The organism is Buttiauxella agrestis ATCC 33320, assembly GCF_000735355.1.
GTDB lineage: Bacteria > Pseudomonadota > Gammaproteobacteria > Enterobacterales > Enterobacteriaceae > Buttiauxella > Buttiauxella agrestis.
Window position 1 is genome coordinate 1 of the sequence record NZ_JMPI01000003.1, and the last position, 26967, is coordinate 26967.

Consider the following 26967-nt stretch of genomic DNA (forward strand, 5'->3'; position numbering starts at 1 on the left):
TGCAGGCGTTGTTGCTAAAGTTATCGCTTAATCGCTGATAACATTTGACGCAACGCGCAAGAAAAGGGCATCATTTGATGCCCTTTTTGTACGCTCTCTGCCCAGAACCTGGCTCATCAGTGATTTTTTACTCATAATCATTGCTGAGACAGGCTCTGAAGAAGGCGTTATACCGAATAGTGCCTGAAAAATTGCCATTCGGTTTGGTTTTGCCTCGCATATGCGGGGCAAAAATGTTTGTCTGAATTACTGTGACGGGTTGGTTTATGAGTGCGAATACCGAAGCTCAAGGAAGCGGGCGCGGCCTGGAAGCGATGAAATGGCTGGCAGTTGCTGCTCTGCTGATTGTGGCGATCGTGGGCAACTACATTTATCGTGATGTATCTCTGCCTCTGCGTGCCCTGGCAGTGGTTGTTCTGATTGCTGCAGCGGGTGGTGTCGCGCTGTTAACGACGAAAGGCAAAGCTACTGTTGCTTTCGCCCGCGAAGCGAGAACCGAAGTTCGTAAAGTGATTTGGCCAACTCGCCAGGAAACTTTACACACCACCTTAATCGTGGCAGCAGTTACCGCTGTAATGTCACTGATTTTGTGGGGGCTGGATGGTATTCTTGTCCGCCTGGTTTCTTTTATTACTGGCCTGAGGTTCTGAGATGTCTGAAGCCCCTAAAATGCGCTGGTACGTCGTTCAGGCGTTTTCCGGTTTTGAAGGCCGCGTAGCAACATCGCTGCGTGAGCATATCAAATTGCACAACATGGAAGAGTTGTTTGGCGAAGTCATGGTTCCGACTGAAGAAGTCGTCGAAATTCGTGGTGGCCAACGTCGCAAAAGCGAGCGTAAATTCTTCCCGGGCTATGTTCTGGTCCAGATGGTTATGAACGACGCGAGCTGGCACTTAGTGCGTAGCGTTCCGCGCGTAATGGGATTCATTGGCGGTACTTCTGACCGTCCTGCACCAATCAGCGATAAAGAAGTTGATGCGATTATGAACCGCCTGCAGCAGGTTGGTGATAAACCGCGTCCTAAAACGTTGTTTGAGCCAGGCGAGATGGTACGTGTCAGCGATGGCCCGTTTGCAGACTTTAACGGTGTAGTTGAAGAAGTAGATTACGAAAAGAGCCGCTTGAAGGTTTCTGTATCTATCTTCGGTCGTGCTACGCCGGTTGAGCTTGATTTTGCTCAAGTAGAGAAAGCCTAATAATCAGGTTGTAAAAGCAGCGATTATTCGTTGCACAAGGCGCGAGATTGAACTACAATTTCGCGCCTTTTGTTTTTACGGGTCTCGTACACGTAAAACGATTTATTCACGGGGAGCCTTCATTCTGTAAGGCGCTATAACCCACTAGAGGAAATTAAGATGGCTAAGAAAGTACAAGCCTACGTCAAGCTGCAAGTTGCAGCTGGTATGGCTAACCCAAGTCCACCAGTTGGTCCAGCTCTGGGTCAGCAAGGTGTGAACATCATGGAATTCTGTAAAGCGTTCAACGCAAAAACTGAATCCCTGGAGAAAGGTCTGCCAATTCCGGTTGTTATTACCGTTTATGCTGACCGTTCTTTCACCTTCGTTACTAAAACTCCACCGGCTGCTGTTCTGTTGAAGAAAGCTGCAGGTATCAAGTCTGGTTCCGGTAAGCCGAACAAAGACAAAGTGGGTAAAGTGACCCGTGCTCAGGTGCGTGAAATCGCAGAAACCAAAGCTGCGGACATGACTGGTTCTGACGTTGAAGCGATGACTCGCTCCATCGAAGGTACTGCTCGTTCCATGGGCCTGGTAGTGGAGGATTAAGAAATGGCTAAACTGACCAAGCGCATGCGCGTGATCCGTGACAAAGTTGATGTAACTAAACAGTATGACATCAACGAAGCCGTTGCCCTGCTGAAAGAGCTGGCCACTGCGAAATTCGTAGAAAGCGTTGACGTTGCTGTAAATCTCGGCATCGACGCTCGTAAATCTGACCAGAACGTACGTGGTGCAACTGTACTGCCGCACGGTACTGGCCGTTCAGTTCGCGTAGCCGTATTTGCCCAAGGTCCTAACGCTGAAGCAGCTAAAGCTGCTGGCGCTGAGCTGGTAGGTATGGAAGATCTGGCTGACCAGATCAAAAAAGGCGAAATGAACTTCGACGTTGTTATCGCATCTCCAGATGCAATGCGCGTTGTTGGCCAACTGGGCCAGGTACTGGGTCCACGTGGCCTGATGCCTAACCCGAAAGTTGGTACTGTAACTCCTAACGTTGCTGAAGCGGTTAAGAACGCTAAAGCGGGTCAGGTTCGTTACCGTAACGACAAAAACGGCATCATTCACACCACCATCGGTAAAGTGGATTTTGACACTGACAAACTGAAAGAAAACCTGGAAGCTCTGCTGGTTGCGCTGAAAAAAGCTAAACCAACTCAAGCTAAAGGCGTTTTCATTAAGAAAGTTAGCCTGTCTACCACTATGGGTGCAGGTGTTGCGATCGACCAGTCTGGTCTGAGCGCAGTAGTGAACTAAGATTCACTGCTTTACGCGGGCGAAAGATTAGTCTAAAATATTACGCCCGTTGCCTTGCAATGCAGGGCACAAAGAATTTTCGGTTGGAGCCTGGCCTTATCCAGGCCTCCGTCCAAGACCGCAGGTGTTTCGCAAGAGACTTAATTGCCTGCGTAGACGGTGACAGAACCTGAAGAATATTTTTGATAGTCTTTGGCTTGTTTCTGCTCACCGTATTTCGACGTTCATTATCGTTTTGGTGATGAATGAAGTGAGTTCCGGGGGCAACCCCGGCTAATATCCAGGAGCAAAGCTAATGGCTTTAAATCTTCAAGACAAACAAGCGATTGTTGCTGAAGTCAGCGAAGTAGCCAAAGGTGCGCTGTCTGCGGTTGTTGCGGATTCCCGTGGCGTTACCGTAGGTAAAATGACTGAACTGCGTAAAGCAGGTCGTGAAGCTGGCGTTTACATGCGTGTTGTTCGTAACACCCTGCTGCGCCGCGTTGTTGAAGGTACTCAGTTTGAGTGCCTGAAAGACACGTTTGTTGGTCCAACCTTGATTGCATATTCTATGGAACACCCGGGCGCTGCTGCTCGTCTGTTCAAAGAATTCGCTAAAGCGAATGCAAAATTCGAGGTTAAAGCTGCAGCCTTTGAAGGTGAGCTGATCCCGGCGGCCCAGATCGATCGCCTGGCAACTCTGCCAACTTACGAAGAAGCAATCGCACGCCTGATGGCAACCATGAAAGAAGCCTCTGCAGGCAAACTGGTTCGCACTCTGGCTGCTGTACGCGATCAGAAAGAAGCTGCTTAATAGCACTTTTCTTTCTCACGCATTTGCTTACGTATAAACTTATTCTGATTTTCAGGAACAATTGTTATGTCTATCACTAAAGATCAAATCATTGAAGCAGTATCCGCTATGTCTGTAATGGACATTGTTGAACTGATTTCTGCAATGGAAGAAAAATTCGGTGTTTCCGCTGCTGCTGCTGTTGCAGGCCCTGCTGCTGCTGCTGAAGCTGTAGAAGAGAAAACTGAGTTCGACGTTATTCTGAAAGCTGCTGGCGCTAACAAAGTTGCCGTTATCAAAGCAGTACGTAGCGCAACTGGCCTGGGCTTGAAAGAAGCTAAAGACCTGGTTGAATCCGCTCCAGCTGCGCTGAAAGAAGGCGTGAGCAAAGATGACGCAGAAGCTCTGAAAAAATCTCTGGAAGAAGCTGGCGCTGAAGTTGAAGTTAAATAAGCCAACCTTTCCGGTTGCAGCCTGAGAAATTAGGCTGATGGCTGGTGACTTTTTAGTCACCAGCCTTTTTGCGCTGTAGGGTACCAGTAGCATTTCACACTGTTTGACTGCTGGTTGCCTTTCAATGCTTGTCTCTATCTACGACTTAATATACTACGACTTTCTATTCCGGGAGTTCCGGGGTAAAGCGTAGCGAAATGGTTTAAGAGTGATAGAAACAGGTATTGCGGAAAGTGTTCCACTTTCCGGTCCACAAAATAGTGTTGCACAAACTGTCCCCTTGTCGGGCAGATGGGTCGACTTGTCAGCGAGCTGAGGAACCCTATGGTTTACTCCTATACCGAGAAAAAACGTATTCGTAAGGATTTTGGAAAGCGTCCACAAGTTTTGGACATTCCTTATCTCCTTTCTATCCAGCTTGACTCGTTCCAGAAGTTCATCGAGCAAGATCCTGAAGGCCAGTACGGTCTGGAAGCGGCTTTCCGTTCCGTGTTCCCTATTGCAAGCTACAGTGGTAACTCTGAGCTGCAATATGTGAGCTATCGTCTGGGTGAGCCGGTATTTGACGTTAAAGAATGTCAGATCCGCGGCGTGACGTATTCCGCTCCCCTGCGCGTAAAACTGCGTCTGGTGATCTACGAGCGTGAAGCGCCGGAAGGCACCGTTAAAGATATTAAAGAACAAGAAGTCTACATGGGTGAAATTCCACTCATGACTGATAACGGCACCTTCGTTATCAACGGTACTGAGCGTGTTATTGTTTCTCAGTTACACCGTAGCCCAGGCGTGTTCTTCGATAGTGACAAAGGTAAAACCCACTCTTCAGGGAAGGTGCTGTATAACGCACGTATCATCCCTTACCGTGGTTCCTGGCTGGATTTCGAATTCGACCCGAAAGATAACTTGTTCGTACGTATTGACCGTCGCCGCAAATTGCCAGCGACCATTATTCTGCGTGCGTTACAGTTCACCACGGAGCAGATTCTTGATCTGTTCTTTGAGAAAGTTAATTTCGAAATCCGCGACAACAAGCTGCAGATGGAATTGGTGCCAGAACGCCTTCGTGGTGAGACTGCATCCTTTGACATCGAAGCTGACGGCAAAATCTATGTCGAAAAAGGCCGCCGTATTACTGCGCGCCATATTCGTCAGCTGGAAAAAGACGATATTAAGCTTATCGAAGTTCCGGTTGAATACATTGCTGGTAAAGTCGCGGCTAAAGACTACGTTGATGCATCGACTGGCGAACTGATTTGCCCGGCGAACATGGAACTGTCTTTGGATCTGTTGGCTAAGCTGAGCCAGTGTGGTCATAAGCGTATCGAAACGCTGTTTACCAACGATCTGGATCACGGTGCATACATTTCTGAGACCATCCGTGTCGACCCAACCAGCGATCGCTTAAGCGCGCTGGTTGAAATCTATCGCATGATGCGTCCTGGCGAGCCACCAACTCGCGAAGCGGCTGAAAACCTGTTCGAGAACCTGTTCTTCTCCGAAGACCGTTATGACTTGTCAGCGGTTGGTCGTATGAAGTTCAACCGTTCCCTGCTGCGTGATGAAATCGAAGGTTCAGGTATCCTGAGCAAAGACGACATCATCCAGGTAATGCGTAAGCTGATCGGTATTCGTAACGGCCAGGGCGAAGTGGATGATATCGACCACCTCGGCAACCGTCGTATCCGTTCCGTAGGCGAAATGGCGGAAAACCAATTCCGTGTTGGCCTGGTTCGTGTTGAGCGTGCGGTTAAAGAGCGTCTGTCGTTAGGCGACCTCGATACCCTGATGCCTCAGGATATGATCAACGCTAAGCCTATCTCTGCTGCGGTTAAAGAGTTCTTCGGTTCCAGCCAGCTGTCTCAGTTCATGGACCAGAACAACCCGTTGTCTGAGATTACGCACAAACGTCGTATCTCCGCACTCGGCCCGGGTGGTTTGACCCGTGAGCGTGCAGGCTTCGAAGTACGTGACGTACACCCAACCCACTACGGTCGTGTATGTCCAATCGAAACCCCTGAAGGTCCAAACATCGGTCTGATCAACTCCCTGTCTGTGTATGCACAGACTAACGAATACGGTTTCTTAGAAACTCCGTATCGTCGCGTTGTTGAAGGTGTTGTGACTGACGAGATTCATTACCTTTCTGCTATTGAAGAAGGTAACTACGTTATCGCTCAGGCGAACACCAACCTGGACGAAGAAGGCCGTTTCGTTGACGACCTCGTAACTTGCCGTAGCAAAGGCGAATCAAGCTTGTTCAGCAACGACCAGGTTGACTACATGGACGTTTCCACCCAACAGGTGGTTTCCGTCGGTGCGTCCCTGATCCCGTTCCTGGAACACGATGACGCCAACCGTGCATTGATGGGTGCGAACATGCAACGTCAGGCCGTTCCAACTCTGCGCGCTGATAAGCCGCTTGTTGGTACTGGTATGGAACGTGCTGTTGCCGTTGACTCCGGTGTTACTGCGGTTGCTAAACGTGGCGGTACTGTTCAGTACGTTGATGCGTCTCGTATCGTTATTAAAGTTAACGAAGACGAAATGCTGGCTGGTGAAGCTGGTATCGACATCTACAACCTGACCAAATATACCCGTTCTAACCAGAACACTTGTATCAACCAGATGCCTTGTGTGTCTCTGGGTGAGCCAGTTGAACGTGGCGACGTGTTGGCAGACGGTCCGTCTACTGACCTCGGTGAACTGGCTCTTGGCCAGAACATGCGCGTAGCGTTCATGCCGTGGAACGGTTACAACTTCGAAGACTCCATCCTCGTATCCGAGCGTGTTGTTCAGGAAGATCGTTTCACAACTATTCACATCCAGGAACTGGCATGTGTGTCTCGTGACACCAAGCTGGGGCCAGAAGAGATCACCGCTGATATCCCTAACGTGGGTGAAGCTGCTCTCTCCAAACTGGATGAATCCGGTATCGTTTATATCGGTGCTGAAGTGACCGGTGGTGACATTCTGGTTGGTAAGGTAACGCCTAAAGGTGAAACCCAGCTGACTCCAGAAGAGAAACTGCTGCGTGCAATCTTCGGTGAGAAAGCGTCTGACGTTAAAGACTCTTCTCTGCGCGTACCAAACGGCGTTTCCGGTACCATTATCGATGTGCAGGTCTTTACCCGCGATGGCGTGGAAAAAGACAAGCGCGCGCTGGAAATCGAAGAAATGCAACTGAAGCAGGCGAAGAAAGACCTGACTGAAGAACTGCAAATCTTTGAAGCTGGTCTGTTTGCTCGTATCCATGCTGTGCTAGTTGCTGGCGGTGTTGAAGCTGAGAAGCTCGACAAATTGCCACGCGATCGCTGGTTGGAACTGGGTCTGACTGACGAAGAGAAGCAAAACCAGCTGGAACAGCTGGCAGAGCAGTACGACGAGCTGAAGCACGAGTTTGAGAAGAAACTTGAAGCTAAGCGCCGCAAAATCACTCAGGGCGATGACCTGGCACCTGGCGTGCTGAAAATCGTTAAAGTGTATCTGGCCGTTAAACGTCAGATCCAACCTGGTGACAAGATGGCAGGTCGTCACGGGAACAAAGGTGTTATCTCCAAGATCAACCCGATCGAAGATATGCCTTACGATGAAAACGGCACGCCGGTTGACATCGTACTGAACCCGCTGGGCGTACCATCTCGTATGAACATCGGTCAGATTCTGGAAACCCACTTGGGTATGGCTGCGAAAGGCATCGGCGAGAAAATCAACGCTATGCTGAAGAAGCACGAAGAAGTTTCCAAGCTGCGTGAATTTATCCAGAAAGCATACGATTTGGGTTCAGATGTTCGTCAGAAAGTTGACCTGAACACCTTCACCGACGATGAAGTTCTGCGTCTGGCTGAGAACCTTAAAAAAGGTATGCCGATTGCTACTCCTGTCTTCGACGGTGCAAAAGAGTCGGAAATCAAAGAGCTGCTGAAATTGGGTGACCTGCCGACTTCCGGCCAGATCACACTGTTCGACGGCCGTAGCGGTGAGCAGTTTGAGCGTCCAGTAACCGTAGGTTACATGTACATGCTGAAACTGAACCACTTGGTTGATGACAAAATGCACGCGCGTTCTACCGGTTCTTATAGCCTGGTTACTCAGCAGCCGCTGGGTGGTAAGGCTCAGTTCGGTGGTCAGCGCTTCGGTGAGATGGAAGTGTGGGCACTGGAAGCTTACGGTGCTGCTTATACCCTGCAGGAAATGCTGACTGTTAAGTCTGATGACGTTAATGGCCGTACCAAGATGTATAAAAACATCGTGGATGGTAACCATCAGATGGAACCAGGCATGCCGGAATCCTTCAACGTTCTGTTGAAAGAAATCCGTTCGCTGGGTATTAACATCGAGCTGGAAGGCGAGTAATCACTCGTATCTGCTGTACTGGTTACAGGATGTCCGGGTCACACCGGACGTCTCTGAGAAGTCTCACTCCGACGGGAGCTAATCCGTGAAAGACTTACTTAAGTTTCTGAAAGCGCAAACTAAGACCGAAGAGTTTGATGCGATCAAAATTGCTCTGGCATCGCCAGACATGATTCGTTCATGGTCGTTCGGCGAAGTTAAAAAGCCGGAAACCATTAACTATCGTACGTTCAAACCAGAACGTGACGGTCTGTTCTGTGCTCGTATTTTTGGGCCAGTGAAAGACTATGAGTGCCTGTGCGGTAAGTACAAGCGCCTGAAACACCGTGGTGTAATTTGTGAGAAGTGCGGCGTTGAAGTCACCCAAACTAAAGTGCGCCGTGAGCGCATGGGTCACATCGAGCTGGCTTCCCCAACTGCACACATTTGGTTCCTGAAGTCACTGCCGTCTCGTATCGGCTTGCTGCTGGATATGCCACTGCGTGATATCGAACGTGTACTTTACTTCGAATCTTATGTGGTAATCGAAGGCGGTATGACCAACCTCGAGCGCCGTCAGATCCTGACTGAAGAGCAGTATCTGGATGCGCTGGAAGAGTTCGGTGACGAATTCGATGCGAAGATGGGTGCGGAAGCTATTCAGGCCCTGTTGAAAAACATGGATCTGGAGCAAGAGTGTGAAACTCTGCGCGAAGAGCTGAACGAAACCAACTCCGAAACCAAACGTAAAAAGCTGACCAAGCGTATCAAACTGCTGGAAGCGTTCGTTCAGTCTGGTAACAAACCAGAGTGGATGATCCTGACAGTTCTGCCGGTTCTGCCGCCAGATCTGCGTCCATTAGTTCCGCTGGATGGCGGTCGTTTCGCAACGTCAGATCTGAACGATCTGTATCGTCGCGTTATCAACCGTAACAACCGTTTGAAACGCCTGCTGGATCTGGCTGCTCCTGACATCATCGTACGTAACGAAAAACGTATGTTGCAAGAAGCGGTAGATGCCCTGCTGGATAACGGCCGTCGCGGCCGTGCGATCACGGGTTCTAACAAGCGTCCTCTGAAATCTTTGGCCGATATGATCAAAGGTAAGCAGGGTCGTTTCCGTCAGAACTTGTTGGGTAAACGTGTTGACTACTCCGGTCGTTCTGTAATCACCGTAGGTCCATACCTGCGTCTGCATCAGTGCGGTCTGCCTAAGAAAATGGCACTGGAGCTGTTCAAACCGTTCATCTACGGCAAGCTGGAACTGCGTGGTCTTGCTACCACTATTAAAGCTGCGAAGAAAATGGTTGAGCGCGAAGAAGCTGTCGTTTGGGATATCCTGGACGAAGTTATCCGCGAACACCCGGTACTGCTGAACCGTGCACCAACTCTGCACCGTTTGGGTATCCAGGCATTTGAGCCAGTACTGATCGAAGGTAAAGCTATCCAGCTTCACCCGCTGGTTTGTGCGGCATATAACGCCGACTTCGATGGTGACCAGATGGCGGTACACGTTCCACTGACGCTTGAAGCTCAGTTGGAAGCGCGTGCGCTGATGATGTCTACCAACAACATCCTGTCACCAGCGAACGGCGAGCCAATCATCGTTCCTTCTCAGGACGTTGTATTGGGTCTGTACTACATGACCCGTGACTGTGTTAACGCCAAAGGCGAAGGCATGGTGCTGACTGGCCCTAAAGAAGCTGAGCGTATTTATCGCGCAGGTCTGGCCTCTCTGCATGCGCGTGTAAAAGTGCGTATCACCGAGTACGAAAAAGACGAAAACGAACAATTCGTTGCGAAAACCAGCATTATCGACACCACCGTTGGTCGTGCGATTCTGTGGATGATCGTACCGAAAGGCCTGCCTTACTCCATCATCAACCAGGCGTTGGGTAAGAAAGCCATTTCCAAAATGCTGAACACTTGTTACCGCATTCTGGGTCTGAAACCGACAGTAATCTTTGCTGACCAAACTATGTACACCGGCTTTGCTTATGCAGCGCGTTCAGGTGTTTCTGTTGGTATCGATGACATGGTCATCCCAGCTAAGAAAACTGAAATCATCTCTGAAGCGGAAGCTGAAGTTGCTGAGATTCAGGAACAGTTCCAGTCCGGTCTGGTAACAGCGGGCGAGCGTTATAACAAAGTTATCGATATCTGGGCTGCGGCGAACGATCGTGTATCCAAAGCGATGATGGACAACCTGCAAACTGAATCCGTTATTAACCGTGACGGCGTCGAAGAGCAGCAAGTTTCCTTCAACAGCATTTACATGATGGCCGACTCCGGTGCTCGTGGTTCTGCGGCACAGATTCGTCAGTTGGCTGGTATGCGTGGTCTGATGGCTAAGCCAGATGGCTCCATCATCGAAACGCCAATCACTGCGAACTTCCGTGAAGGTCTGAACGTACTCCAGTACTTCATCTCCACGCACGGTGCTCGTAAAGGTCTGGCGGATACCGCACTGAAAACTGCGAACTCCGGTTATCTGACGCGTCGTCTGGTTGACGTTGCACAGGATCTGGTTGTTACCGAAGACGATTGTGGCACCCTCGAAGGTATCACGATGACTCCGGTTATCGAAGGCGGCGACGTTAAAGAGCCACTGCGTGACCGCGTATTGGGTCGTGTAACGGCTGAAGACGTACTGAAACCTGGTACTGCTGATATCCTGATCACACGTAACACTCTGCTCCATGAGCAAATGTGTGACCTGTTAGAAGCTAACTCTGTTGATAGCGTGAAAGTACGTTCTGTTGTGGGTTGTGAAACCGACTTCGGCGTATGTGCGCACTGCTATGGTCGTGACCTGGCTCGTGGCCACATCATCAACAAAGGTGAAGCAATCGGGGTTATCGCGGCACAGTCCATCGGTGAACCTGGTACTCAGTTGACGATGCGTACGTTCCACATCGGTGGTGCGGCATCTCGTTCTGCTGCTGAATCCAGCATTCAGGTTAAGAACAAAGGTAGCATCAAGCTCAGCAACGCGAAGTCGGTTGTGAACTCTGCCGGTAAACTGGTAGTGACTTCTCGTAACACTGAACTGAAACTGATTGATGAATTCGGTCGTACTAAAGAGAGCTATAAAGTTCCTTACGGTGCGGTAATGGGCAAAGGTGATGGCGAGCAGATTGCAGCGGGCGAAACCGTAGCAAACTGGGATCCGCACACCATGCCAGTCGTTTCTGAAGTAAGTGGTTTCATCCGCTTTACTGACATGATCGACGGCCAGACCATTACTCGTCAAACTGACGAACTGACAGGTCTGTCATCTCTGGTTGTTCTGGATTCTGCAGAACGTACTGCGGGTGGTAAAGATCTGCGTCCAGCACTGAAAATTGTTGATGCTCAAGGCAACGACGTTCTGATTCCTGGTACAGATATGCCAGCTCAGTACTTCCTGCCAGGTAAAGCGATTGTTCAGTTGGAAGATGGTACTCAGATTCACTCTGGTGACGCGCTGGCGCGTATTCCTCAGGAATCCAGTGGTACCAAGGACATCACCGGTGGTCTGCCACGCGTTGCTGACCTGTTCGAAGCACGTCGTCCGAAAGAGCCTGCTATCCTTGCTGAAATCAGCGGGATCATCTCGTTCGGTAAAGAAACCAAAGGCAAACGCCGTCTGGTAATCTCTCCACTCGACGGCAGCGATGCTTACGAAGAGATGATTCCTAAGTGGCGTCAGCTGAACGTGTTCGAAGGCGAAGTTGTAGAACGCGGTGACGTTGTTTCCGATGGTCCAGAATCTCCGCATGACATTCTGCGTCTGCGTGGCGTGTATGCTGTGACTCGTTACATCACCAACGAAGTGCAGGACGTTTACCGTCTGCAAGGCGTTAAGATTAACGATAAACACATCGAAGTCATCGTGCGTCAGATGTTGCGTAAAGCAACCATCGTTAACGCTGGTAGCTCTGACTTCCTGGAAGGTGAGCAGGCTGAATACTCTCGCGTCAAGATCGCTAACCGCGAACTGGAAGCGAACGGCAAGATTAACGTGTCCTTCTCACGTGATCTGCTGGGTATCACCAAAGCCTCTCTGGCAACCGAGTCCTTCATCTCCGCGGCATCGTTCCAGGAGACAACTCGTGTGCTTACCGAAGCAGCCGTTGCGGGTAAACGTGACGAACTGCGCGGCCTAAAAGAGAACGTTATCGTGGGTCGTCTGATCCCAGCTGGTACGGGTTATGCGTATCACCAGGATCGTATGCGCCGTCGTGCAGCGGGTGAAGCACCTGTTGTTCCTCAGGTAACTGCAGCAGATGCAACTGCCAGCCTGGCAGAATTGCTGAACGCGGGTAACTTGGGCGGTAACGATAACGATTAATCGTTAGAGACGCCAAAAACAAAAACCGCTCGAAAGAGCGGTTTTTTTATGCCTGAAATCTGAAGTGTCAAAACTGAAAGTAACGAAAAATCAGTTAGCTAACGGCAGACGGCGGTACAATTCAATCATGTCTTCGGCTAAATCCTGGATAACCATCGCATTCATCAGGTGATCCTGAGAGTGTACGGTAATCAGGTTCACTGGCAGTTTGCCGGTGCCTTCATCCAGCCCGATGAGCTGGGTCTGAATTTTGTGTGCATGTTTCACAAACTCACGAGATTCTTCCATCGCTTGTTGAGCCGCTGCGAAATCACCTTTACGTGCCATTTGCAGAGCTGTCAGTGCCTGGCTGCGTGCGCTACCTGCATTGACCAACAATTCCATGATAATCGATTCTAAATCTTCCACGTCTTATGACTCCATCATTTTCAAAGCTTTATCCAGTACGACATCACCTTTCATCATGCCGTAATCCATCATGTCGATGACCGCAACGGTTTTACCCATCGGCTCTGCGATCGCCTGTAGTTTTGCATGCTCATACTTAACTTGTGGACCCAACAGCACAATATCCGCTGTGTCGATGTTGTCTTTGAACTCGGCAACTGGCACAGCCTTGATAGAGACTTCAATACCTTTCTTCTGAGCGGCGTCCTTCATGCGCTGGACTAAAATGCTAGTCGACATACCCGCTGCACAACACAAAACGATATTCTTCATAGATCTGCTCTCAGTGTCCGTTCGATACACTGATAATTATCCGTGACGCCTCGCTACAACAACCGCTTTACGATGATTGTGTGTGAGGTATCACAAAAGAAACTGATCAGGGCTGAAACCGGTTACATTACTGCAAGGTTCTTCCCAGAAAACGATCCCAATCTTTCCACACCGGTTGTAAACCTGAGCGCGTTAATGCCTCAGCCACTTCGACTGGAGTGCGCCCATCATGTGGAGCAAACTGCTCGAGTTCAGGATGATTATCGGCGTAGCCGCCAGGCTGCGTTTTTGAAAAAGCACTGACGTTGTTTATGGCGAGTGGAATCATGTTGTCCCGGAACCACGGAGATTCGCGCGTAGAAAGTGAAAGCTCAACGTCAGGGGCGAGCAGACGAAATGCACATATCACCTGCACAAGCTGGCTTTCCGTCATCACAGATGCGGGTTCCACCCCGCCTGCGCACGGGCGTAATCGCGGAAATGAAATCGAAAAGCGGCTTTGCCAATAATTTTGCTGTAGCCACAGAAGATGTTCAGCAACCATAAAACAGTCGGTGCGCCAGCTGTCTGATAATCCGATTAACGCACCAAGACCGATTTTGTCTATTCCTGCCCGACCCAATCTGTCGGGTGTTTCCAGGCGCCAGAAGAAATCCTGCTTATTGCCCCGTAGATGGTGCTGCGCGTATACCGCCTGGTGATAAGTTTCCTGGTAAACCATCACGCCATCCAGACCGAGGGTTTTCAGTTCGACATATTCGTGTTCCTCCAGCGGCTGCACTTCCATTTGTAATGAACTGAACTGGCGGCGAATGGTGGGAAGATGCTGACGGAAATAATCCATTCCCACTTTGGTCTGATGCTCACCGGTCACCAACAGCAAATGCTCAAAGCCCAGTTTGCGAATCGCCTCGCACTCGCGTTCAATCTCTGGCGCATTGAGCGTTTTACGTTTGAGCTTGTTACTCATGGAAAATCCACAGTAAGTACAATCGTTAGCGCAGAGATTTGACAGATAAAGCGGCACATAAAAACTCACTGTGTTGCCAAAGCGTTGGCGAGTTAAATACTGTGCCTTTTGCGCGAGCGGTTCCAGAAATTGGCTGGTGGCGGGGGAGAGCAAAGCCATGAAATCATCACGTGTGAGTTTCTGTGCTGCCAACGCACGTTCTACGTCGGCAGCCGTTTTACTGTTGATGCGAAGCGTAATGTCATCCCAGTCCAGCTCTCGCCAGCGGTCAGTGAAGGTTTGTGCCATCACGCATTCTCCTGGCTAAATTGCAAAAACTCCGTCAACGGGCTGGATGCGTGAGCCTGCTGATGGCGTGTTCCTAAACCAGACTGCGCTGCAATTAAGCCCGCTTCTACGGCGAGGCGAAATGCGTGCGCCATTTGTACCGGCTCACGCGCCACGGCAATGGCGGTGTTAACCAACACCGCTGAAGCCCCGATTTCCAGGGCTTCAGCGGCGTGGCTTGGTGCACCAATTCCAGCATCAACGACGACCGGGACTCTGGCTTGTTCGATGATAATTTCCAGCAGCGCTCGCGTTTGTAAGCCTTGATTTGAACCGATAGGCGCACCAAGCGGCATCACTGCCGCGCATCCTGCTTCTTCAAGCCGTTTACACAAAACCGGATCGGCTCCGCAGTAAGGCAGTACCACAAACCCCATTTTTACGAGTTGTTCCGCAGCTTTCAGCGTTTCGATAGGGTCGGGCAACAGGTAGCGAGCATCAGGGTGAATTTCCAATTTAACCCAATGCGTACCGAGCGCCTCACGAGCCAATTGAGCGGCAAAAATCGCTTCTTCCGCCGTCTTGGCACCTGAAGTATTCGGCAGCAATTGCACGCCGGCTTTGAGTAAGGGTGCCAGAATCGCATCGTTACGATTACGCAAATCGACCCGTTTCATCGCCATCGTCACCAATTGCGAACCTGAGGCGCGAATGGCTTCTGCCATTAACTGCGGCGAGGCAAATTTACCGGTGCCGGTGAACAGGTGTGACGAAAAAGTTTTATCAGCAATCTGTAGCATTTAACCCCCGGCTATGGCCTGAAAAAGCACGATTTGGTCGCCATCATTCAACAAATAGTTTTCCCATTGCTCACGTGGAACGATTCTTTGATTGATCGCTAATGCAACGCCTGGTTTCAATAAACTGAGTTGTTCCAGCAGCATCGCCAGCGTCAGGTTGTCCGGGCATTGCATCGGTTCGTCGTTAAAGTGGATGCGCATGTTGCCCTCCGCACACCGGGCAGCCTGCTGCTTTCTGTATGATGAGCGTTCGCCAGCTATGTTGGCGGGCATCAAACAGGCGTAAAGAACCCGCAGCCGGAGCCATACCGCTGAGGTGTTTTATCGCTTCAAGCGCCTGCAATGTGCCCATCACACCCACCACCGGGCCGACGATGCCTGCCGTGCGGCAGTTGCGTTCCGGTTCGTGTTCATCAGGCCACACACAGCGATAACAACCGTTCTCCCATGGCGGCGTCAGCACCATAAGTTGCCCACCAAATCCCACGGCACTTGCGGAGATCAGCGGTTTGTTATGTGCGACGCAGGCGGCGTTAATCGCATGGCGCGTTGCCATGTTGTCGCTGCAATCCAGTACCAAATCGGCATTTTTTACTGCCTGATTCAACACTTCTCCAGCCAGACGCTCGCCAATAACCTGGAGCTTAATATCAGGATTAAGTTGTTGTAGATGGCGTTGGGCGGCCAGCGATTTCGGCTGTTCGATATCTTGCGTGGTGAACAGAATCTGGCGCTGCAAATTACTGATATGCACGTTGTCATCGTCGGCGAGAATCAGGGTACCAACGCCTGCGGCAGCCAAATACAACGCCGCCGGGGAACCCAGCCCGCCTAATCCGACGATTAAGACTTTGCTGGCGAGCAGCTTTTGCTGCCCTTCAATGGCGATGTCTTCCAATAGCACCTGGCGGCTGTAACGCATAAAGTCGGAATCATTCATCGCCAGCCCCCACCAGTTCCAACAACTGCACAGTGGCCGCTCGCCAGTCAGCAGCCTGAGTTATTGCGCTAACCACCGCGACACCGCCCACACCTGTTTTTAGCACGGATGGAACGCGCTCAATGCTTATCCCGCCAATCGCCACGGTGGGGTAATCGCCCAACGTTTTGATATGTGCAGCGAGCTGCGCCAGCCCTTGCGGGGCGGACGGCATTTGTTTGGTGTTGGTAGGGAAAACATGCCCTAAAGCGATGTAAGAAGGGCGCGCCATCAGGGCGCGATCCATTTCCATATTGTCGTGTGTCGAAAGCCCGAGGCGCAGGCCCGCATCGCGAATAGCATCCAGATTAGCCACATCCATATCTTCCTGGCCGAGATGCACGCCGTAAGCGCGATGTTTGATTGCCAGCCGCCAGTAATCGTTAATAAACAGGCGAGCTTGGTATTGCTGGCTTAACTTGATGGCCGCAACAATATCGCCCTCAACGTCATCGTCGTGTTTGTCTTTGATGCGCAATTGAATGGTGCGCACACCTGCTCCCAACAGTCGCTCAATCCATTCAACGCTATCAACCACCGGGTATAAACCCAACCGCTGCGGCACAGTGGGAAATGCAGGTTTGTTCATCACACTTCCTCCTGGCGCAGATAAATTTCGCCACCTTTTGCCCGGAAGGTTTGTGACATATCTTCCAGTCCGACTTCTATGGCTTGTTTAGCAGCGAAATCGCGAACCTCCTGGGAGATTTTCATTGAGCAGAATTTTGGCCCGCACATGGAACAGAAGTGCGCGACTTTGCCGGACTCCTGTGGCAGCGTTTCGTCGTGATACGCACGGGCAGTGAACGGGTCGAGTGCGAGGTTAAACTGATCTTCCCAGCGGAATTCAAAGCGGGCTTTCGACATGGCGTTATCGCGGATCTGCGCACCAGGGTGGCCTTTTGCGAGGTCTGCGGCATGGGCCGCAATTTTGTAGGTAATCAGACCCTGCTTAACATCATCTTTATTTGGCAGGCCAAGATGTTCTTTTGGCGTGACGTAACACAGCATCGCGCAGCCAAACCAGCCGATCATGGCCGCACCAATTCCTGACGTGAAATGGTCGTAACCAGGCGCAATATCGGTAGTCAGCGGGCCGAGTGTGTAGAACGGCGCTTCGTGGCAATGCTCCAGTTCTTCGGTCATGTTGCGGCGAATCATCTGCATTGGCACATGCCCCGGTCCTTCAATCATCACCTGTACGTCGTACTCCCAGGCGATTTTGGTTAACTCGCCAAGCGTATGCAGCTCAGAGAATTGTGCTTCGTCGTTGGCATCCTGGATGGAGCCGGGGCGCAGACCGTCGCCTAAAGAGAGCGAAACGTCGTAAGCCGCGCAGATTTCACAGATTTCGCGGAAGTGCTCATACAGGAAGTTTTCCTGATGATGCGACAGGCACCATTTCGCCATAATCGAGCCACCGCGCGAAACAATTCCGGTGAGGCGTTTGGCGGTCATCGGCACATAACGCAGCAGTACTCCGGCGTGAATCGTGAAGTAATCGACGCCTTGCTCGGCCTGTTCCAGAAGCGTATCGCGGAACATTTCCCAGGTCAGGTCTTCGGCGATGCCATTAACTTTCTCCAGCGCCTGGTAAATTGGCACGGTGCCGATCGGTACCGGGCTGTTACGCAAAATCCATTCACGGGTTTCGTGGATATAGCGGCCGGTAGACAGATCCATCACGGTATCTGCCCCCCAGCGCGTGGACCAGACCAGTTTTTCCACTTCTTCTTCAATGGAGGAGGTGATCGCCGAGTTGCCAATATTGGCGTTCACTTTCACCAGAAAGTTACGCCCGATAATCATCGGCTCAGATTCGGGGTGGTTGATATTGGCGGGGATAATTGCCCGTCCAGCCGCCACTTCGTCACGCACGAATTCCGGCGTGATATTTTCTGGCAGACGAGCGCCAAAACTCTGGCCTGGATGCTGGTGGCGTAACACTTCATCGCGAATACGCTCGCGGCCCATATTTTCACGAATGGCGATGAACTCCATTTCCGGCGTCACTCTTCCCTGGCGTGCATAGTGCAGTTGCGTGACGGTTTTCCCGGCTTTAGCCCGCTTCGGCGTTAGCTGTGTTTCGAAACGCAATTCATCCAGACCGTCATCGGCCAGGCGCTCTTTGGTGTAGGCAGAGCTGCGGTCGGTCAAGATTTCGCAATCATCACGTTCGGCAATCCAGTTTTCACGTAGTGGAGAAAGACCGCGCAGGACATCAATGTTGATAGCCGGGTCGCCATACGCGCCAGAAGTGTCGTAAACCGGAATGGCATCGTTAGGGGTGAACTGCGGGTTTTCTTTGCTACCGCCAGTGGCTGTCGGGCTAAGCTGGATTTCACGCATCGGCACGCGGATATCATCACGCGAGCCGGTGAGGTAAATTCGCTGAGAGTTAGGGAAAGCTGTGCCTTCGAGGGTATTGATAAAGTGTTGGGCAGCAGCACGCTGTTCGCGACGGTTTGGTTTTTTTTCAGTAGTAGACATAGCTCATTCCAGTAATTATCAGGAAGTGGCTTGTCAGAACAACGGAGGAGTAATGAATGTGGGGCGCCCGCGCACGGGTGAACCCAAAAGCAGAATTACTCTTGTTCCCTTCGCAGGTATTAACCTGATCAGGTTCCGCGGATCCCGAATTAACGGTCTCAGCCGGTGCTTAACGCACTCGGCACTCCGACAAGAAGAAACCCGTATTGCTACGGGTCGATATGTAAATTACGCGTTAACAGAGCAGAACTCAAGCCGGACGTGCAAGGCTGCCGGTCTCATTAGCACTGTCATTTAGATCGTGGTCGTACGCCAACTGAATCAGTTTATCTTCCAGCGAAAAGCGGGATTCTAACGCTTCACCAATGCCGGAAAGTGCTTTCTGGAACTCAATATAGTTATCATGATCGATTGCGCTTTCGAGATGCGAATCGTAGAAATCCATGATTTGCTGGGTGTTGGCTTCAAGTTGTGGGTAAAGATGAGTGGCGGCTAAAAGTGGGCTGCTACCTTCCATTTCACTGATAATGCGTTCATAAATATTAAAATGGCCGGAAGAAAGATAGTCCACGAGGTTATGGCAAAAATTATCCAGAGCCTTTTCATCGAGCGCAGTATGGGATTCCTTGTTAGGCTTGATCCCAACCATATTGTAATAAGCTACCAACAGATGTTTGCGGGCATGAAGCCATTGGTCGATTAACTCATTACTACCACCAACGCGCTCAGTCAGGTTTTCTAACTGGTTAAGCATGATTGACTCCGTGAGTAGAGATGTGACGCAAACGTACCCAAAAGTGTTACGACTATTTGTTTATACCAGCGAACTCGGGGATGTGCACCAGGTTATGGAACGCGTAATTCAAAAGTTAGATCAGGGCTGGTTTATCGTCAGTCATGAACAAAAACTGTGGCTGCCTAAAGGTGAGCTACCTCACGGAGCGGCAGAGGAATTTCAATTAGATGGCGCGGTGGGGATACCCATCGGCGAATGGGAAAACGAGCCTGTCTGGCTGGTGCGAGAAAATCGCAAGGCGGATATGGGTTCTGTGCGTCAGGTGATTGACCAGGATGTGGGTTTGTTCCAGCTGGCTGGGCGTGGCGTGCAGTTGGCGGAGTTCTATCGCTCGCACAAATTCTGCGGCTACTGTGGCCATGAAATGCACGTCAGCAAAACCGAATGGGCGATGCTGTGTAACCACTGCCGTGAACGTTATTACCCGCAAATTTCACCGTGCATCATCGTAGCCATTCGTCGCGACGATCAAATCCTGCTTGCCCAACATACGCGTCATCGCAACGGGGTTTACACCGTCCTGGCCGGGTTTGTTGAGGTTGGGGAAACCCTCGAGCAAGCCGTGGCGCGTGAAGTGATGGAAGAGAGCAGCATTCGCGTTAAGAATTTACGCTATGTAACTTCCCAACCTTGGCCGTTCCCGCAATCGTTGATGACTGCGTTTATGGCGGATTATCACAGTGGCGAGATTAAAATTGACCCGAAAGAGTTAATTGACGCGGGCTGGTATCGATATGATCAGCTCCCGCTGTTGCCGCCGCCAGGTACGGTGGCGCGTCGTTTGATTGAAGATACCGTCGCCCTGTGTCGCGCGGACTATGAGTGATAAACTTGAGCGATACAGCCAAAGGAAATTCAAAATGACTGAACTGAAGAACGACCGTTACCTGCGGGCGCTGCAACGCCAACCTGTAGATACCACGCCAGTATGGATGATGAGGCAGGCAGGTCGTTACTTGCCAGAATACAAGGCTACGCGCGCTGTCGCAGGCGATTTTATGTCGCTGTGCAAAAATGCGGAGCTGGCTTGTGAAGTGACATTGCAGCCGCTGCGTCGCTACCCGCTGGATGCCGCTATCCTTTTCTCCGATATTCTCACCGTGCCAGACGCGATGGGGCTTGGTCTCTATTTCGAAGCCGGTGAAGGCCCGCGTTTCCGCTCGCCAATTACCAGCCGTGCCGATGTCGAAAAACTGCCGATTCCTGATCCAGAAGATGAACTGGGTTATGTAATGAACGCGGTGCGTACTATTCGCCGCGAGTTAAAAGGCGAAGTGCCGCTGATTGGTTTCACCGGCAGCCCGTGGACGCTGGCGACTTATATGGTTGAAGGTGGCAGCAGCAAAGCCTTTACCGTGATTAAAAAGATGATGTATGCCGACCCGCAAGCGCTGCATCTTCTGCTCGATAAGCTGGCGCAAAGCGTCACGCTGTACCTGAATGCGCAAATCAAAGCCGGTGCGCAATCGGTGATGATTTTCGATACCTGGGGCGGTGTGCTGACCGGGCGTGACTATCAACAATTCTCGCTCTATTACATGCACAAAATCATTGATGGTCTGCTGCGTGAAAACGAAGGTCGTCGCGTGCCGGTGACGATGTTCACCAAAGGCGGCGGTCAGTGGCTGGAAGCGATGGCCGAAACAGGTTGTGATGCGCTGGGCTTAGACTGGACGACCGACATCGCTGATGCTCGCCGCCGTGTTGGCCATAAAGTCGCGCTTCAGGGCAATATGGACCCATCCATGCTTTATGCACAACCTGCGCGTATTGAAGAAGAAGTGGCAACGATTCTGGCTGGGTTCGGTAAAGGTGAAGGCCACGTCTTTAACCTCGGCCACGGTATTCATCAGGATGTGCCGCCAGAGCACGCGGGTGCATTTGTTGAAGCGGTGCACCGTTTGTCGAAACCGTATCACCTGTAAAAGTTCGGAGAGGGAATGGATCTCGCAAGTCTGCGTAAACAACAGATCGATCTGGCAGCCCAGGTGATCCGCAAAGATCGCCTGGAGCAAGATCCTCCCCGGTTAATAGCCGGGGCTGACGTTGGGTTTGAGCAGGGCGGTGATGTCACGCGTGCCGCCATTGTGCTATTGAAATATCCTTCCCTCGAACTGGTTGAATATCAGGTGGCGCGTGTCGCCACCTCAATGCCTTATATCCCCGGTTTCCTTTCATTTCGTGAATATCCAGCACTGCTTACTGCATGGGAAATGCTGTCGCAAAAACCTGACCTGCTGTTTGTCGACGGCCACGGTATTTCGCATCCTCGGCGTTTGGGCGTTGCCAGCCATTTTGGCCTGCTGGTGGACGTGCCAACGATAGGCGTTGCCAAGAAGCGTCTGTGTGGGAAGTTTGAGCCGCTATCGGAGGAACCCGGTTCGTGCCAGTTGCTGACTGATAAAGGCGAACCGCTTGCGTGGGTGCTGCGCAGTAAAAAGCGCTGCAATCCGTTGTTTGTCTCAACAGGCCATCGTGTCAGCCTCGATACGGCCTTGTTATGGGTGAATCGCTGTCTGGTGGGTTATCGTTTACCGGAGCCGACTCGCTGGGCTGATGCCGTGGCATCAGGTCGCCCGGCTTTCACGCGGTGGCAAGCAATTCAGGGGTGATTAAGGTAAACTGCCGCTAATATTCCGTCTTTGAGACATCGCTATGTTACAAAACCCAATCCATCTGCGCCTGGAGAAACTGGAAAGCTGGCAACATGTCACTTTCATGGCTTCTTTGTGCGAACGCATGTATCCGAATTACGCCATGTTCTGCCAGCAGACAGAATTTGGTGATCCTCAGTTATATCGCAAAATTCTCGATTTGATTTGGGAAACCTTGACGGTCAAAGATGCGAAAGTAAACTTTGATAGCCAACTTGAGAAGCTCGAGGAAGGCATCCCGGTTGCTGATGACTATGATATTTACGGTGTCTACCCGGCGATTGATGCATGCGTTGCGTTGAGCGAACTCCTTCATTCACGTCTTTCCGGGGAAACTCTGGAACATGCGATTGAAGTCAGTAAGGCGTCAATTACGACCGTTGCGATGCTGGAAATGACCCAGGCTGGTCGTGAAATGACCGACGAAGAGCTGAGAGAAAACCCTGCCGTTGAAGAAGAATGGGACATTCAATGGGAGATTTTCCGCCTGTTAGCCGATTGCGAAGAACGCGACATTGAGCTGATCAAAGGGCTACGTGCAGACCTGCGCGAAGCGGGTAGCAGCAATATTGGTATAAATTTGCAGCAGTAAGACAGCAAAACGTGACTTACAGTCCGAATTGTCACCCCTGAAGGCTTCCAATTAGCCCCCCGTCTGGTCTACATTTGTGGGGCGAAAAAAAGTGGCTATCGGTGCGTGTATGCAGGAGAGTGCTTTTTTGGCATTTCCGTCGCACTCGATGCTTAGCAAGCGATAAACACATTGTAAGGATAACTTATGAACAAGACTCAACTGATTGATGTAATTGCTGACAAGGCTGATCTGTCTAAAGTACAGGCTAAAGCTGCTCTGGAATCCACCCTGGCTGCAATTACTGAGTCTCTGAAAGAAGGTGATGCTGTCCAACTGGTTGGTTTCGGTACCTTCAAGGTAAACCACCGTGCTGAGCGCACTGGCCGCAACCCACAGACTGGTAATGAAATCAAAATCGCCGCAGCTAACGTGCCGGCATTTGTTTCAGGCAAAGCACTGAAAGACGCTGTTAAGAGCTAATAGTGTCAGTGAACAGTTTTAGCAGAGGGGCGTTTACGCCCCTTTTGTTTGTCTGGCGTCCTTTGGTCGTGCTGGCAGGCACAGTGCTGCTAATGGCATGCAGCAGTCAGCCTCCGCTTCCACCATTTACGGCAAGTGGCTATATCGCCGATAAAGGTGTGGTGCGTATCTGGCGTAAAGATAATAGCGACGACCACAGCATTCATATGCTTGCGGTACTGAGTCCAATCCAGAAAGGCGCTACAACCACCAGTGATTACCGCTGGTTGGGTGAAAAGCTAATGTCGATTGAAACGACAATTCAGAGCGAGCCGTCTGAACACATTAAAGTTCGCTTTGATGAAAACGGCGAGTTGAGCTTTATGCAGCGCGAAGTGAACGGCCAAAAGCAACAGCTTTCCAACGACCAAATCGCTTTGTATCAGTATCAAGCGAGCCGGACCAAAGCAACCAGCGAAGCATTACGTATTGGACGTGTGGTTCTGCGGCAAGGGCGTTGGCATGACAATGGAACAGTCACCACCTGCGAAGGTGAGACAATCAAGCCTAAACTCGACAGCATATCTTTGAGTCATATCGCGAATCGTCAGCGTCACTCCTCGATGGATGTGAGCGTGGCCTGGCTTGAAGCGCCAGAAGGGTCACAACTGCTGCTGGTCGCGAATCAGGACTACTGTAGCTGGCAGCCTAAGCCTGCGACATTCTAGATGTAAAAAAACCGCCACGCGGGCGGTCTTTAATATCACTTCAAATATTACTTCGCGTTTTCACGCTCAATGGCGCGATAGCCAATATCTGAGCGGCTGAAACTGCCATCCCAGTGGATATCCTTCATCAACTCGTAAGCACGCTGCTGCGCTTGTGCGACGGTATCACCTAATGCGGTCACGCACAGAACGCGCCCACCGTTAGTCACCACCATATCATCTTCACGCAGTTTGGTTCCGGCATGGAACACTTTCCCGTCCGCCACTTCTTCCAGCGGTAGGCCGTGAATCACGTCGCCATTACTGTAATCCGCCGGATAACCGCCAGCTGCCATGACTACGCCAAGAGACGGACGCTCATCCCACTTCGATGTTGTCACATCCAGCTTGCCATCACAGGCGGCGAGGCATAGCTCAACCAGGTCTGATTGAAGGCGCAGCATAATCGGTTGAGTTTCCGGGTCGCCGAAGCGGCAGTTAAACTCGATAACCTTCGGATTGCCTTGCTTGTCGATCATCAAGCCAGCGTACAGAAAACCGGTATAAGTATTCCCTTCCGCCGCCATGCCGCGCACGGTTGGCCAGATAACCAGATCCATTGCACGCTGGTGGACTTCATCCGTCACAACCGGTGCTGGAGAATACGCGCCCATACCGCCGGTATTTGGACCGGTATCACCATCTCCAACACGTTTATGATCCTGACTGGTGGCCATTGGCAGAACGTTTTCGCCATCCACCATCACGATGAAGCTGGCTTCTTCGCCATCCAAAAACTCTTCTACAACGATGCGGTGCCCGGCATCGCCAAAGGCGTTACCTGCCAGCATATCGTTTACCGCAGCTTCGGCTTCTTCTAACGTCATGGCTACGATTACGCCTTTACCTGCGGCCAAACCGTCGGCTTTAATGACAATCGGCGCGCCTTTTTCACGGACGTAAGCTAAAGCGGGTTCGACTTCGGTGAAGTTTTGATATTCAGCGGTCGGGATTTTATGGCGGGCCAGGAAATCCTTGGTGAAAGCTTTTGAACCTTCTAACTGCGCAGCTCCCTGAGTTGGGCCAAAGATCTTCAGGCCAGCTGCACGGAAGGCATCGACCACACCAATCACCAGCGGCGCTTCCGGGCCGACAATCGTCAGGTCGATTTTTTCATTTTGTGCAAAGCTCAACAGCGCGGGAATATCCGTTGGGTTAATCGCCACGTTTTGTAAAGCGGGTTCCAGAGCCGTGCCCGCATTGCCGGGGGCGACGAATACCGTGCGCACTAACGGCGACTGCGATGCTTTCCAGGCCAGCGCGTGTTCACGCCCGCCATTACCAATCACTAATACTTTCATTTATGGTCGCTCCGGATTAATGGCGGAAGTGGCGCATGTCGGTAAAGATCATTGCGATCCCGTGTTCGTCAGCAGCAGCGATCACTTCGTCATCGCGAATTGAACCGCCAGGCTGGATAACACAGCTCACACCGACTGCCGCAGCGGCATCAATACCGTCACGGAATGGGAAGAACGCATCAGATGCCATTGCAGAGCCTTTCACTTCCAGGCCTTCATCGGCGGCTTTAATACCGGCAATTTTAGCGGAGTAAACGCGGCTCATTTGGCCTGCGCCTATACCGATAGTCATATTCTCGCGGGCATAGACAATTGCGTTGGACTTAACAAACTTCGCCACCTTCCAGCAGAACAGCGCATCACGCAGTTCTTGCTCTGTTGGCTGGCGCTTGCTGACAACACGCAGGTCTGCGGCTGTCACCATACCCAAATCGCGATCCTGGACTAACACACCACCGTTGACGCGTTTGAAATCCAGACCCGGAACACGCTGCTGCCACTGGCCACAAGTCAGAACGCGAACGTTTTGCTTAGCAGAAGTGATCTTCAGTGCTTCAACGCTTGCTGACGGCGCAATAATCACTTCGACGAATTGGCGAGAGATAATCGCTTGTGCAGTTTCAGCGTCCAGTTCACGGTTGAACGCGATGATGCCGCCGAATGCAGAAGTTGGGTCGGTTTTGTAAGCGCGGTCGTAAGCATCTAATAAGGTAGTGCTGACAGCTACGCCGCAAGGGTTAGCATGCTTCACGATAACGCAGGCAGGCTCGCTAAACTCTTTCACACATTCCAGTGCCGCATCAGTATCAGCAATGTTGTTATAAGAGAGCGCTTTGCCCTGAACCTGAGTTGCGGTGGCAACCGACGCTTCTTTAATTTCTTCTTCTATATAGAAGGCTGCTTGCTGGTGGCTGTTTTCACCGTAACGCATATCCTGCTTCTTAATGAAGTTCAGGTTCAGCGTGCGAGGGAAGCGGCCAGAAGGATCTTTGCTTTCGCCGTGGTAGGCAGGAACCATGCTACCGAAGTAGTTGGCGATCATGCTGTCGTAAGCGGCGGTGTGTTCGAAAGCCTTAATAGCCAAATCGAAACGTGTCTCGAGCGTAAGAGAGCCTTCGTTAGTATCCAGCTCGCTAATAATCGCCTCGTAGTCACTGCTCTTTACGACGATTGCCACATCTTTATGGTTCTTCGCCGCCGAGCGCACCATAGTTGGGCCGCCGATATCAATATTCTCTACCGCATCTTCCAGAGAGCAACCTTCACGGGCAACAGTCTGGGCGAACGGGTAGAGGTTGACGACAACCATATCGATTGGGGAGATTGCGTGTTGTTCCATGATCGCATCATCCTGGCCGCGACGACCGAGAATGCCACCATGCACCTTTGGATGCAGGGTTTTGACGCGTCCATCCATCATCTCCGGGAAACCGGTGTAGTCAGAGACTTCGGTTACCGGCAGGCCAGCTTTAGCCAGCAGATGAGCGGTTCCGCCAGTGGACAGCAGCTCCACACCACGTTGGGAGAGCGCCTGGGCGAATTCGACGATACCGGCTTTGTCAGAAACACTGAGCAGAGCGCGGCGTACAGGACGACGTTGTTGCATGGTTTGATCCCTTAGCTTTGGTTCGCATATAGAAGAGCGTTAGCTGAATTTTAGTTATTTCCCCTAAAACTCAGCTAACGCCCCAAAACGGGGCGTCCTTTTATTGCGCGCACATTGTAGCGAAAACGTTTGCGTCACGCTCGCATAATTTAGGACTTCATCACGATTGTGGATAACTTTGTGCATAACTGCGTATAAGGC

At 51.2% G+C, this 26967-nt stretch carries 25 protein-coding genes and 1 riboswitch; of the genes, 14 read left to right on the plus strand and 11 right to left on the minus strand.

Annotated features, from left to right (window positions below):
• The first annotated feature begins 266 nt into the window (after positions 1-266).
• The 8 genes from secE (at position 267) to rpoC (ending at position 12383) form a co-directional block, all read left to right on the plus strand.
• Positions 267-650 (plus strand): preprotein translocase subunit SecE, encoded by a 384-nt coding sequence (secE, locus tag GBAG_RS00440; protein ID WP_034461807.1) that lies wholly within the window; start codon positions 267-269, stop codon positions 648-650.
• A 1-nt stretch (position 651) separates the two neighbouring features.
• Positions 652-1197: a transcription termination/antitermination protein NusG gene (gene nusG, locus GBAG_RS00445; protein WP_034461806.1), complete on the plus strand. Its 546-nt coding sequence runs from the start codon at positions 652-654 to the stop codon at positions 1195-1197.
• 159 nt (positions 1198-1356) lie between these two features.
• Positions 1357-1785, plus strand: a complete 429-nt coding sequence (gene rplK / locus GBAG_RS00450) for a 50S ribosomal protein L11 (RefSeq protein ID WP_034492296.1) — start codon at positions 1357-1359, stop codon at positions 1783-1785.
• Between the two features lie 3 nt (positions 1786-1788).
• Entirely contained in the window at positions 1789-2493 is a 705-nt protein-coding gene (rplA, locus tag GBAG_RS00455; protein WP_034492299.1) for a 50S ribosomal protein L1, read from the plus strand.
• A 295-nt stretch (positions 2494-2788) separates the two neighbouring features.
• A complete protein-coding gene (gene rplJ / locus GBAG_RS00460) occupies positions 2789-3286 on the plus strand; it encodes a 50S ribosomal protein L10 (protein WP_034461803.1) in 498 nt (165 codons plus the stop codon).
• A 66-nt stretch (positions 3287-3352) separates the two neighbouring features.
• Complete coding sequence (gene rplL, locus GBAG_RS00465) at positions 3353-3718, plus strand: 50S ribosomal protein L7/L12 (RefSeq protein WP_034461801.1); 366 nt, start codon at positions 3353-3355, stop codon at positions 3716-3718.
• Positions 3719-4042: 324 nt separating this feature from the next.
• A complete protein-coding gene (rpoB, locus tag GBAG_RS00470; RefSeq protein WP_034492301.1) occupies positions 4043-8071 on the plus strand; it encodes a DNA-directed RNA polymerase subunit beta in 4029 nt (1342 codons plus the stop codon).
• A gap of 85 nt (positions 8072-8156) precedes the next feature.
• Positions 8157-12383, plus strand: a complete 4227-nt coding sequence (gene rpoC / locus GBAG_RS00475) for a DNA-directed RNA polymerase subunit beta' (protein WP_034492303.1) — start codon at positions 8157-8159, stop codon at positions 12381-12383.
• 90 nt (positions 12384-12473) lie between these two features.
• On the opposite strand, the gene GBAG_RS00480 is transcribed toward rpoC, so the two are convergent.
• From GBAG_RS00480 to GBAG_RS00520, 9 genes are all read right to left on the minus strand, one after another.
• Complete coding sequence (locus GBAG_RS00480) at positions 12474-12791, minus strand: PTS lactose/cellobiose transporter subunit IIA (protein ID WP_034492305.1); 318 nt, start codon at positions 12789-12791, stop codon at positions 12474-12476.
• Between the two features lie 3 nt (positions 12792-12794).
• Entirely contained in the window at positions 12795-13103 is a 309-nt protein-coding gene (locus GBAG_RS00485) for a PTS sugar transporter subunit IIB (RefSeq protein WP_034492306.1), read from the minus strand.
• 127 nt (positions 13104-13230) lie between these two features.
• A complete protein-coding gene (thiH, locus tag GBAG_RS00490) occupies positions 13231-14361 on the minus strand; it encodes a 2-iminoacetate synthase ThiH (RefSeq protein ID WP_034492308.1) in 1131 nt (376 codons plus the stop codon).
• Entirely contained in the window at positions 14361-15140 is a 780-nt protein-coding gene (gene thiG, locus GBAG_RS00495; RefSeq protein ID WP_034492309.1) for a thiazole synthase, read from the minus strand. The genes thiH and thiG overlap by 1 nt, the downstream gene beginning before the upstream one ends.
• Positions 15141-15341 carry a sulfur carrier protein ThiS gene (gene thiS / locus GBAG_RS00500; protein ID WP_034492311.1) on the minus strand — a complete coding sequence of 67 codons (201 nt, stop codon included), beginning with the start codon at positions 15339-15341 and terminating at the stop codon, positions 15141-15143.
• Positions 15325-16080 carry a thiazole biosynthesis adenylyltransferase ThiF gene (thiF, locus tag GBAG_RS00505; protein WP_034492314.1) on the minus strand — a complete coding sequence of 252 codons (756 nt, stop codon included), beginning with the start codon at positions 16078-16080 and terminating at the stop codon, positions 15325-15327. Before thiF ends, thiS begins: the two co-directional genes overlap by 17 nt.
• A complete protein-coding gene (gene thiE, locus GBAG_RS00510) occupies positions 16073-16708 on the minus strand; it encodes a thiamine phosphate synthase (protein ID WP_034492317.1) in 636 nt (211 codons plus the stop codon). The genes thiF and thiE overlap by 8 nt, the downstream gene beginning before the upstream one ends.
• A complete protein-coding gene (gene thiC, locus GBAG_RS00515; RefSeq protein ID WP_034492320.1) occupies positions 16708-18609 on the minus strand; it encodes a phosphomethylpyrimidine synthase ThiC in 1902 nt (633 codons plus the stop codon). The genes thiE and thiC overlap by 1 nt, the downstream gene beginning before the upstream one ends.
• Before the next feature lie 88 nt (positions 18610-18697).
• Positions 18698-18808, minus strand: a riboswitch (TPP riboswitch).
• Between the two features lie 51 nt (positions 18809-18859).
• Positions 18860-19363, minus strand: a complete 504-nt coding sequence (locus tag GBAG_RS00520) for an Rsd/AlgQ family anti-sigma factor (RefSeq protein ID WP_034492322.1) — start codon at positions 19361-19363, stop codon at positions 18860-18862.
• Between the two features lie 94 nt (positions 19364-19457).
• On the opposite strand from GBAG_RS00520, the gene nudC reads away from it, so the two are divergent.
• From nudC to GBAG_RS00550, 6 genes are all read left to right on the plus strand, one after another.
• The gene (nudC, locus tag GBAG_RS00525) at positions 19458-20231 is read left to right on the plus strand and encodes an NAD(+) diphosphatase (protein WP_034492336.1); all 774 of its coding nucleotides are present in this window, start codon (positions 19458-19460) and stop codon (positions 20229-20231) included.
• 34 nt (positions 20232-20265) lie between these two features.
• Positions 20266-21330 carry a uroporphyrinogen decarboxylase gene (gene hemE, locus GBAG_RS00530; protein WP_034492325.1) on the plus strand — a complete coding sequence of 355 codons (1065 nt, stop codon included), beginning with the start codon at positions 20266-20268 and terminating at the stop codon, positions 21328-21330.
• Between the two features lie 15 nt (positions 21331-21345).
• Positions 21346-22017 carry a deoxyribonuclease V gene (gene nfi / locus GBAG_RS00535; protein WP_034492327.1) on the plus strand — a complete coding sequence of 224 codons (672 nt, stop codon included), beginning with the start codon at positions 21346-21348 and terminating at the stop codon, positions 22015-22017.
• Positions 22018-22060: 43 nt separating this feature from the next.
• Entirely contained in the window at positions 22061-22651 is a 591-nt protein-coding gene (locus GBAG_RS00540; RefSeq protein ID WP_034492329.1) for a YjaG family protein, read from the plus strand.
• A 186-nt stretch (positions 22652-22837) separates the two neighbouring features.
• Positions 22838-23113: a nucleoid-associated protein HU-alpha gene (gene hupA / locus GBAG_RS00545; RefSeq protein ID WP_034492331.1), complete on the plus strand. Its 276-nt coding sequence runs from the start codon at positions 22838-22840 to the stop codon at positions 23111-23113.
• Positions 23114-23121: 8 nt separating this feature from the next.
• Entirely contained in the window at positions 23122-23820 is a 699-nt protein-coding gene (locus GBAG_RS00550) for a DUF1481 domain-containing protein (protein WP_034492337.1), read from the plus strand.
• A 47-nt stretch (positions 23821-23867) separates the two neighbouring features.
• Here the strand turns inward: GBAG_RS00550 and purD are convergent, their stop codons facing one another.
• The gene (purD, locus tag GBAG_RS00555; RefSeq protein ID WP_034492334.1) at positions 23868-25160 is read right to left on the minus strand and encodes a phosphoribosylamine--glycine ligase; all 1293 of its coding nucleotides are present in this window, start codon (positions 25158-25160) and stop codon (positions 23868-23870) included.
• A gap of 16 nt (positions 25161-25176) precedes the next feature.
• Positions 25177-26766, minus strand: a complete 1590-nt coding sequence (purH, locus tag GBAG_RS00560) for a bifunctional phosphoribosylaminoimidazolecarboxamide formyltransferase/IMP cyclohydrolase (RefSeq protein ID WP_034492335.1) — start codon at positions 26764-26766, stop codon at positions 25177-25179.
• Between the last annotated feature and the right edge of the window lie 201 nt (positions 26767-26967).

What these genes read in the sequence shown, in the direction of transcription:
- thiC (WP_034492320.1), bottom strand. Translation starts at nt 18,609, where the DNA reads ATGTCTACTACTGAAAAAAAACCAAACCGTCGCGAACAGCGTGCTGCT.
- purH (WP_034492335.1), bottom strand. Translation starts at nt 26,766, where the DNA reads ATGCAACAACGTCGTCCTGTACGCCGCGCTCTGCTCAGTGTTTCTGAC.
- rplJ (WP_034461803.1), top strand. Translation starts at nt 2,789, where the DNA reads ATGGCTTTAAATCTTCAAGACAAACAAGCGATTGTTGCTGAAGTCAGC.
- thiE (WP_034492317.1), bottom strand. Translation starts at nt 16,708, where the DNA reads ATGAACAAACCTGCATTTCCCACTGTGCCGCAGCGGTTGGGTTTATAC.
- thiG (WP_034492309.1), bottom strand. Translation starts at nt 15,140, where the DNA reads ATGCTACAGATTGCTGATAAAACTTTTTCGTCACACCTGTTCACCGGC.
- secE (WP_034461807.1), top strand. Translation starts at nt 267, where the DNA reads ATGAGTGCGAATACCGAAGCTCAAGGAAGCGGGCGCGGCCTGGAAGCG.
- GBAG_RS00485 (WP_034492306.1), bottom strand. Translation starts at nt 13,103, where the DNA reads ATGAAGAATATCGTTTTGTGTTGTGCAGCGGGTATGTCGACTAGCATT.
- GBAG_RS00520 (WP_034492322.1), bottom strand. Translation starts at nt 19,363, where the DNA reads ATGCTTAACCAGTTAGAAAACCTGACTGAGCGCGTTGGTGGTAGTAAT.
- purD (WP_034492334.1), bottom strand. Translation starts at nt 25,160, where the DNA reads ATGAAAGTATTAGTGATTGGTAATGGCGGGCGTGAACACGCGCTGGCC.
- rplK (WP_034492296.1), top strand. Translation starts at nt 1,357, where the DNA reads ATGGCTAAGAAAGTACAAGCCTACGTCAAGCTGCAAGTTGCAGCTGGT.
- GBAG_RS00540 (WP_034492329.1), top strand. Translation starts at nt 22,061, where the DNA reads ATGTTACAAAACCCAATCCATCTGCGCCTGGAGAAACTGGAAAGCTGG.
- nudC (WP_034492336.1), top strand. Translation starts at nt 19,458, where the DNA reads ATGGAACGCGTAATTCAAAAGTTAGATCAGGGCTGGTTTATCGTCAGT.
- hemE (WP_034492325.1), top strand. Translation starts at nt 20,266, where the DNA reads ATGACTGAACTGAAGAACGACCGTTACCTGCGGGCGCTGCAACGCCAA.
- rplL (WP_034461801.1), top strand. Translation starts at nt 3,353, where the DNA reads ATGTCTATCACTAAAGATCAAATCATTGAAGCAGTATCCGCTATGTCT.
- rplA (WP_034492299.1), top strand. Translation starts at nt 1,789, where the DNA reads ATGGCTAAACTGACCAAGCGCATGCGCGTGATCCGTGACAAAGTTGAT.
- hupA (WP_034492331.1), top strand. Translation starts at nt 22,838, where the DNA reads ATGAACAAGACTCAACTGATTGATGTAATTGCTGACAAGGCTGATCTG.
- thiH (WP_034492308.1), bottom strand. Translation starts at nt 14,361, where the DNA reads ATGGCACAAACCTTCACTGACCGCTGGCGAGAGCTGGACTGGGATGAC.
- rpoB (WP_034492301.1), top strand. Translation starts at nt 4,043, where the DNA reads ATGGTTTACTCCTATACCGAGAAAAAACGTATTCGTAAGGATTTTGGA.
- thiF (WP_034492314.1), bottom strand. Translation starts at nt 16,080, where the DNA reads ATGAATGATTCCGACTTTATGCGTTACAGCCGCCAGGTGCTATTGGAA.
- nfi (WP_034492327.1), top strand. Translation starts at nt 21,346, where the DNA reads ATGGATCTCGCAAGTCTGCGTAAACAACAGATCGATCTGGCAGCCCAG.
- thiS (WP_034492311.1), bottom strand. Translation starts at nt 15,341, where the DNA reads ATGCGCATCCACTTTAACGACGAACCGATGCAATGCCCGGACAACCTG.
- nusG (WP_034461806.1), top strand. Translation starts at nt 652, where the DNA reads ATGTCTGAAGCCCCTAAAATGCGCTGGTACGTCGTTCAGGCGTTTTCC.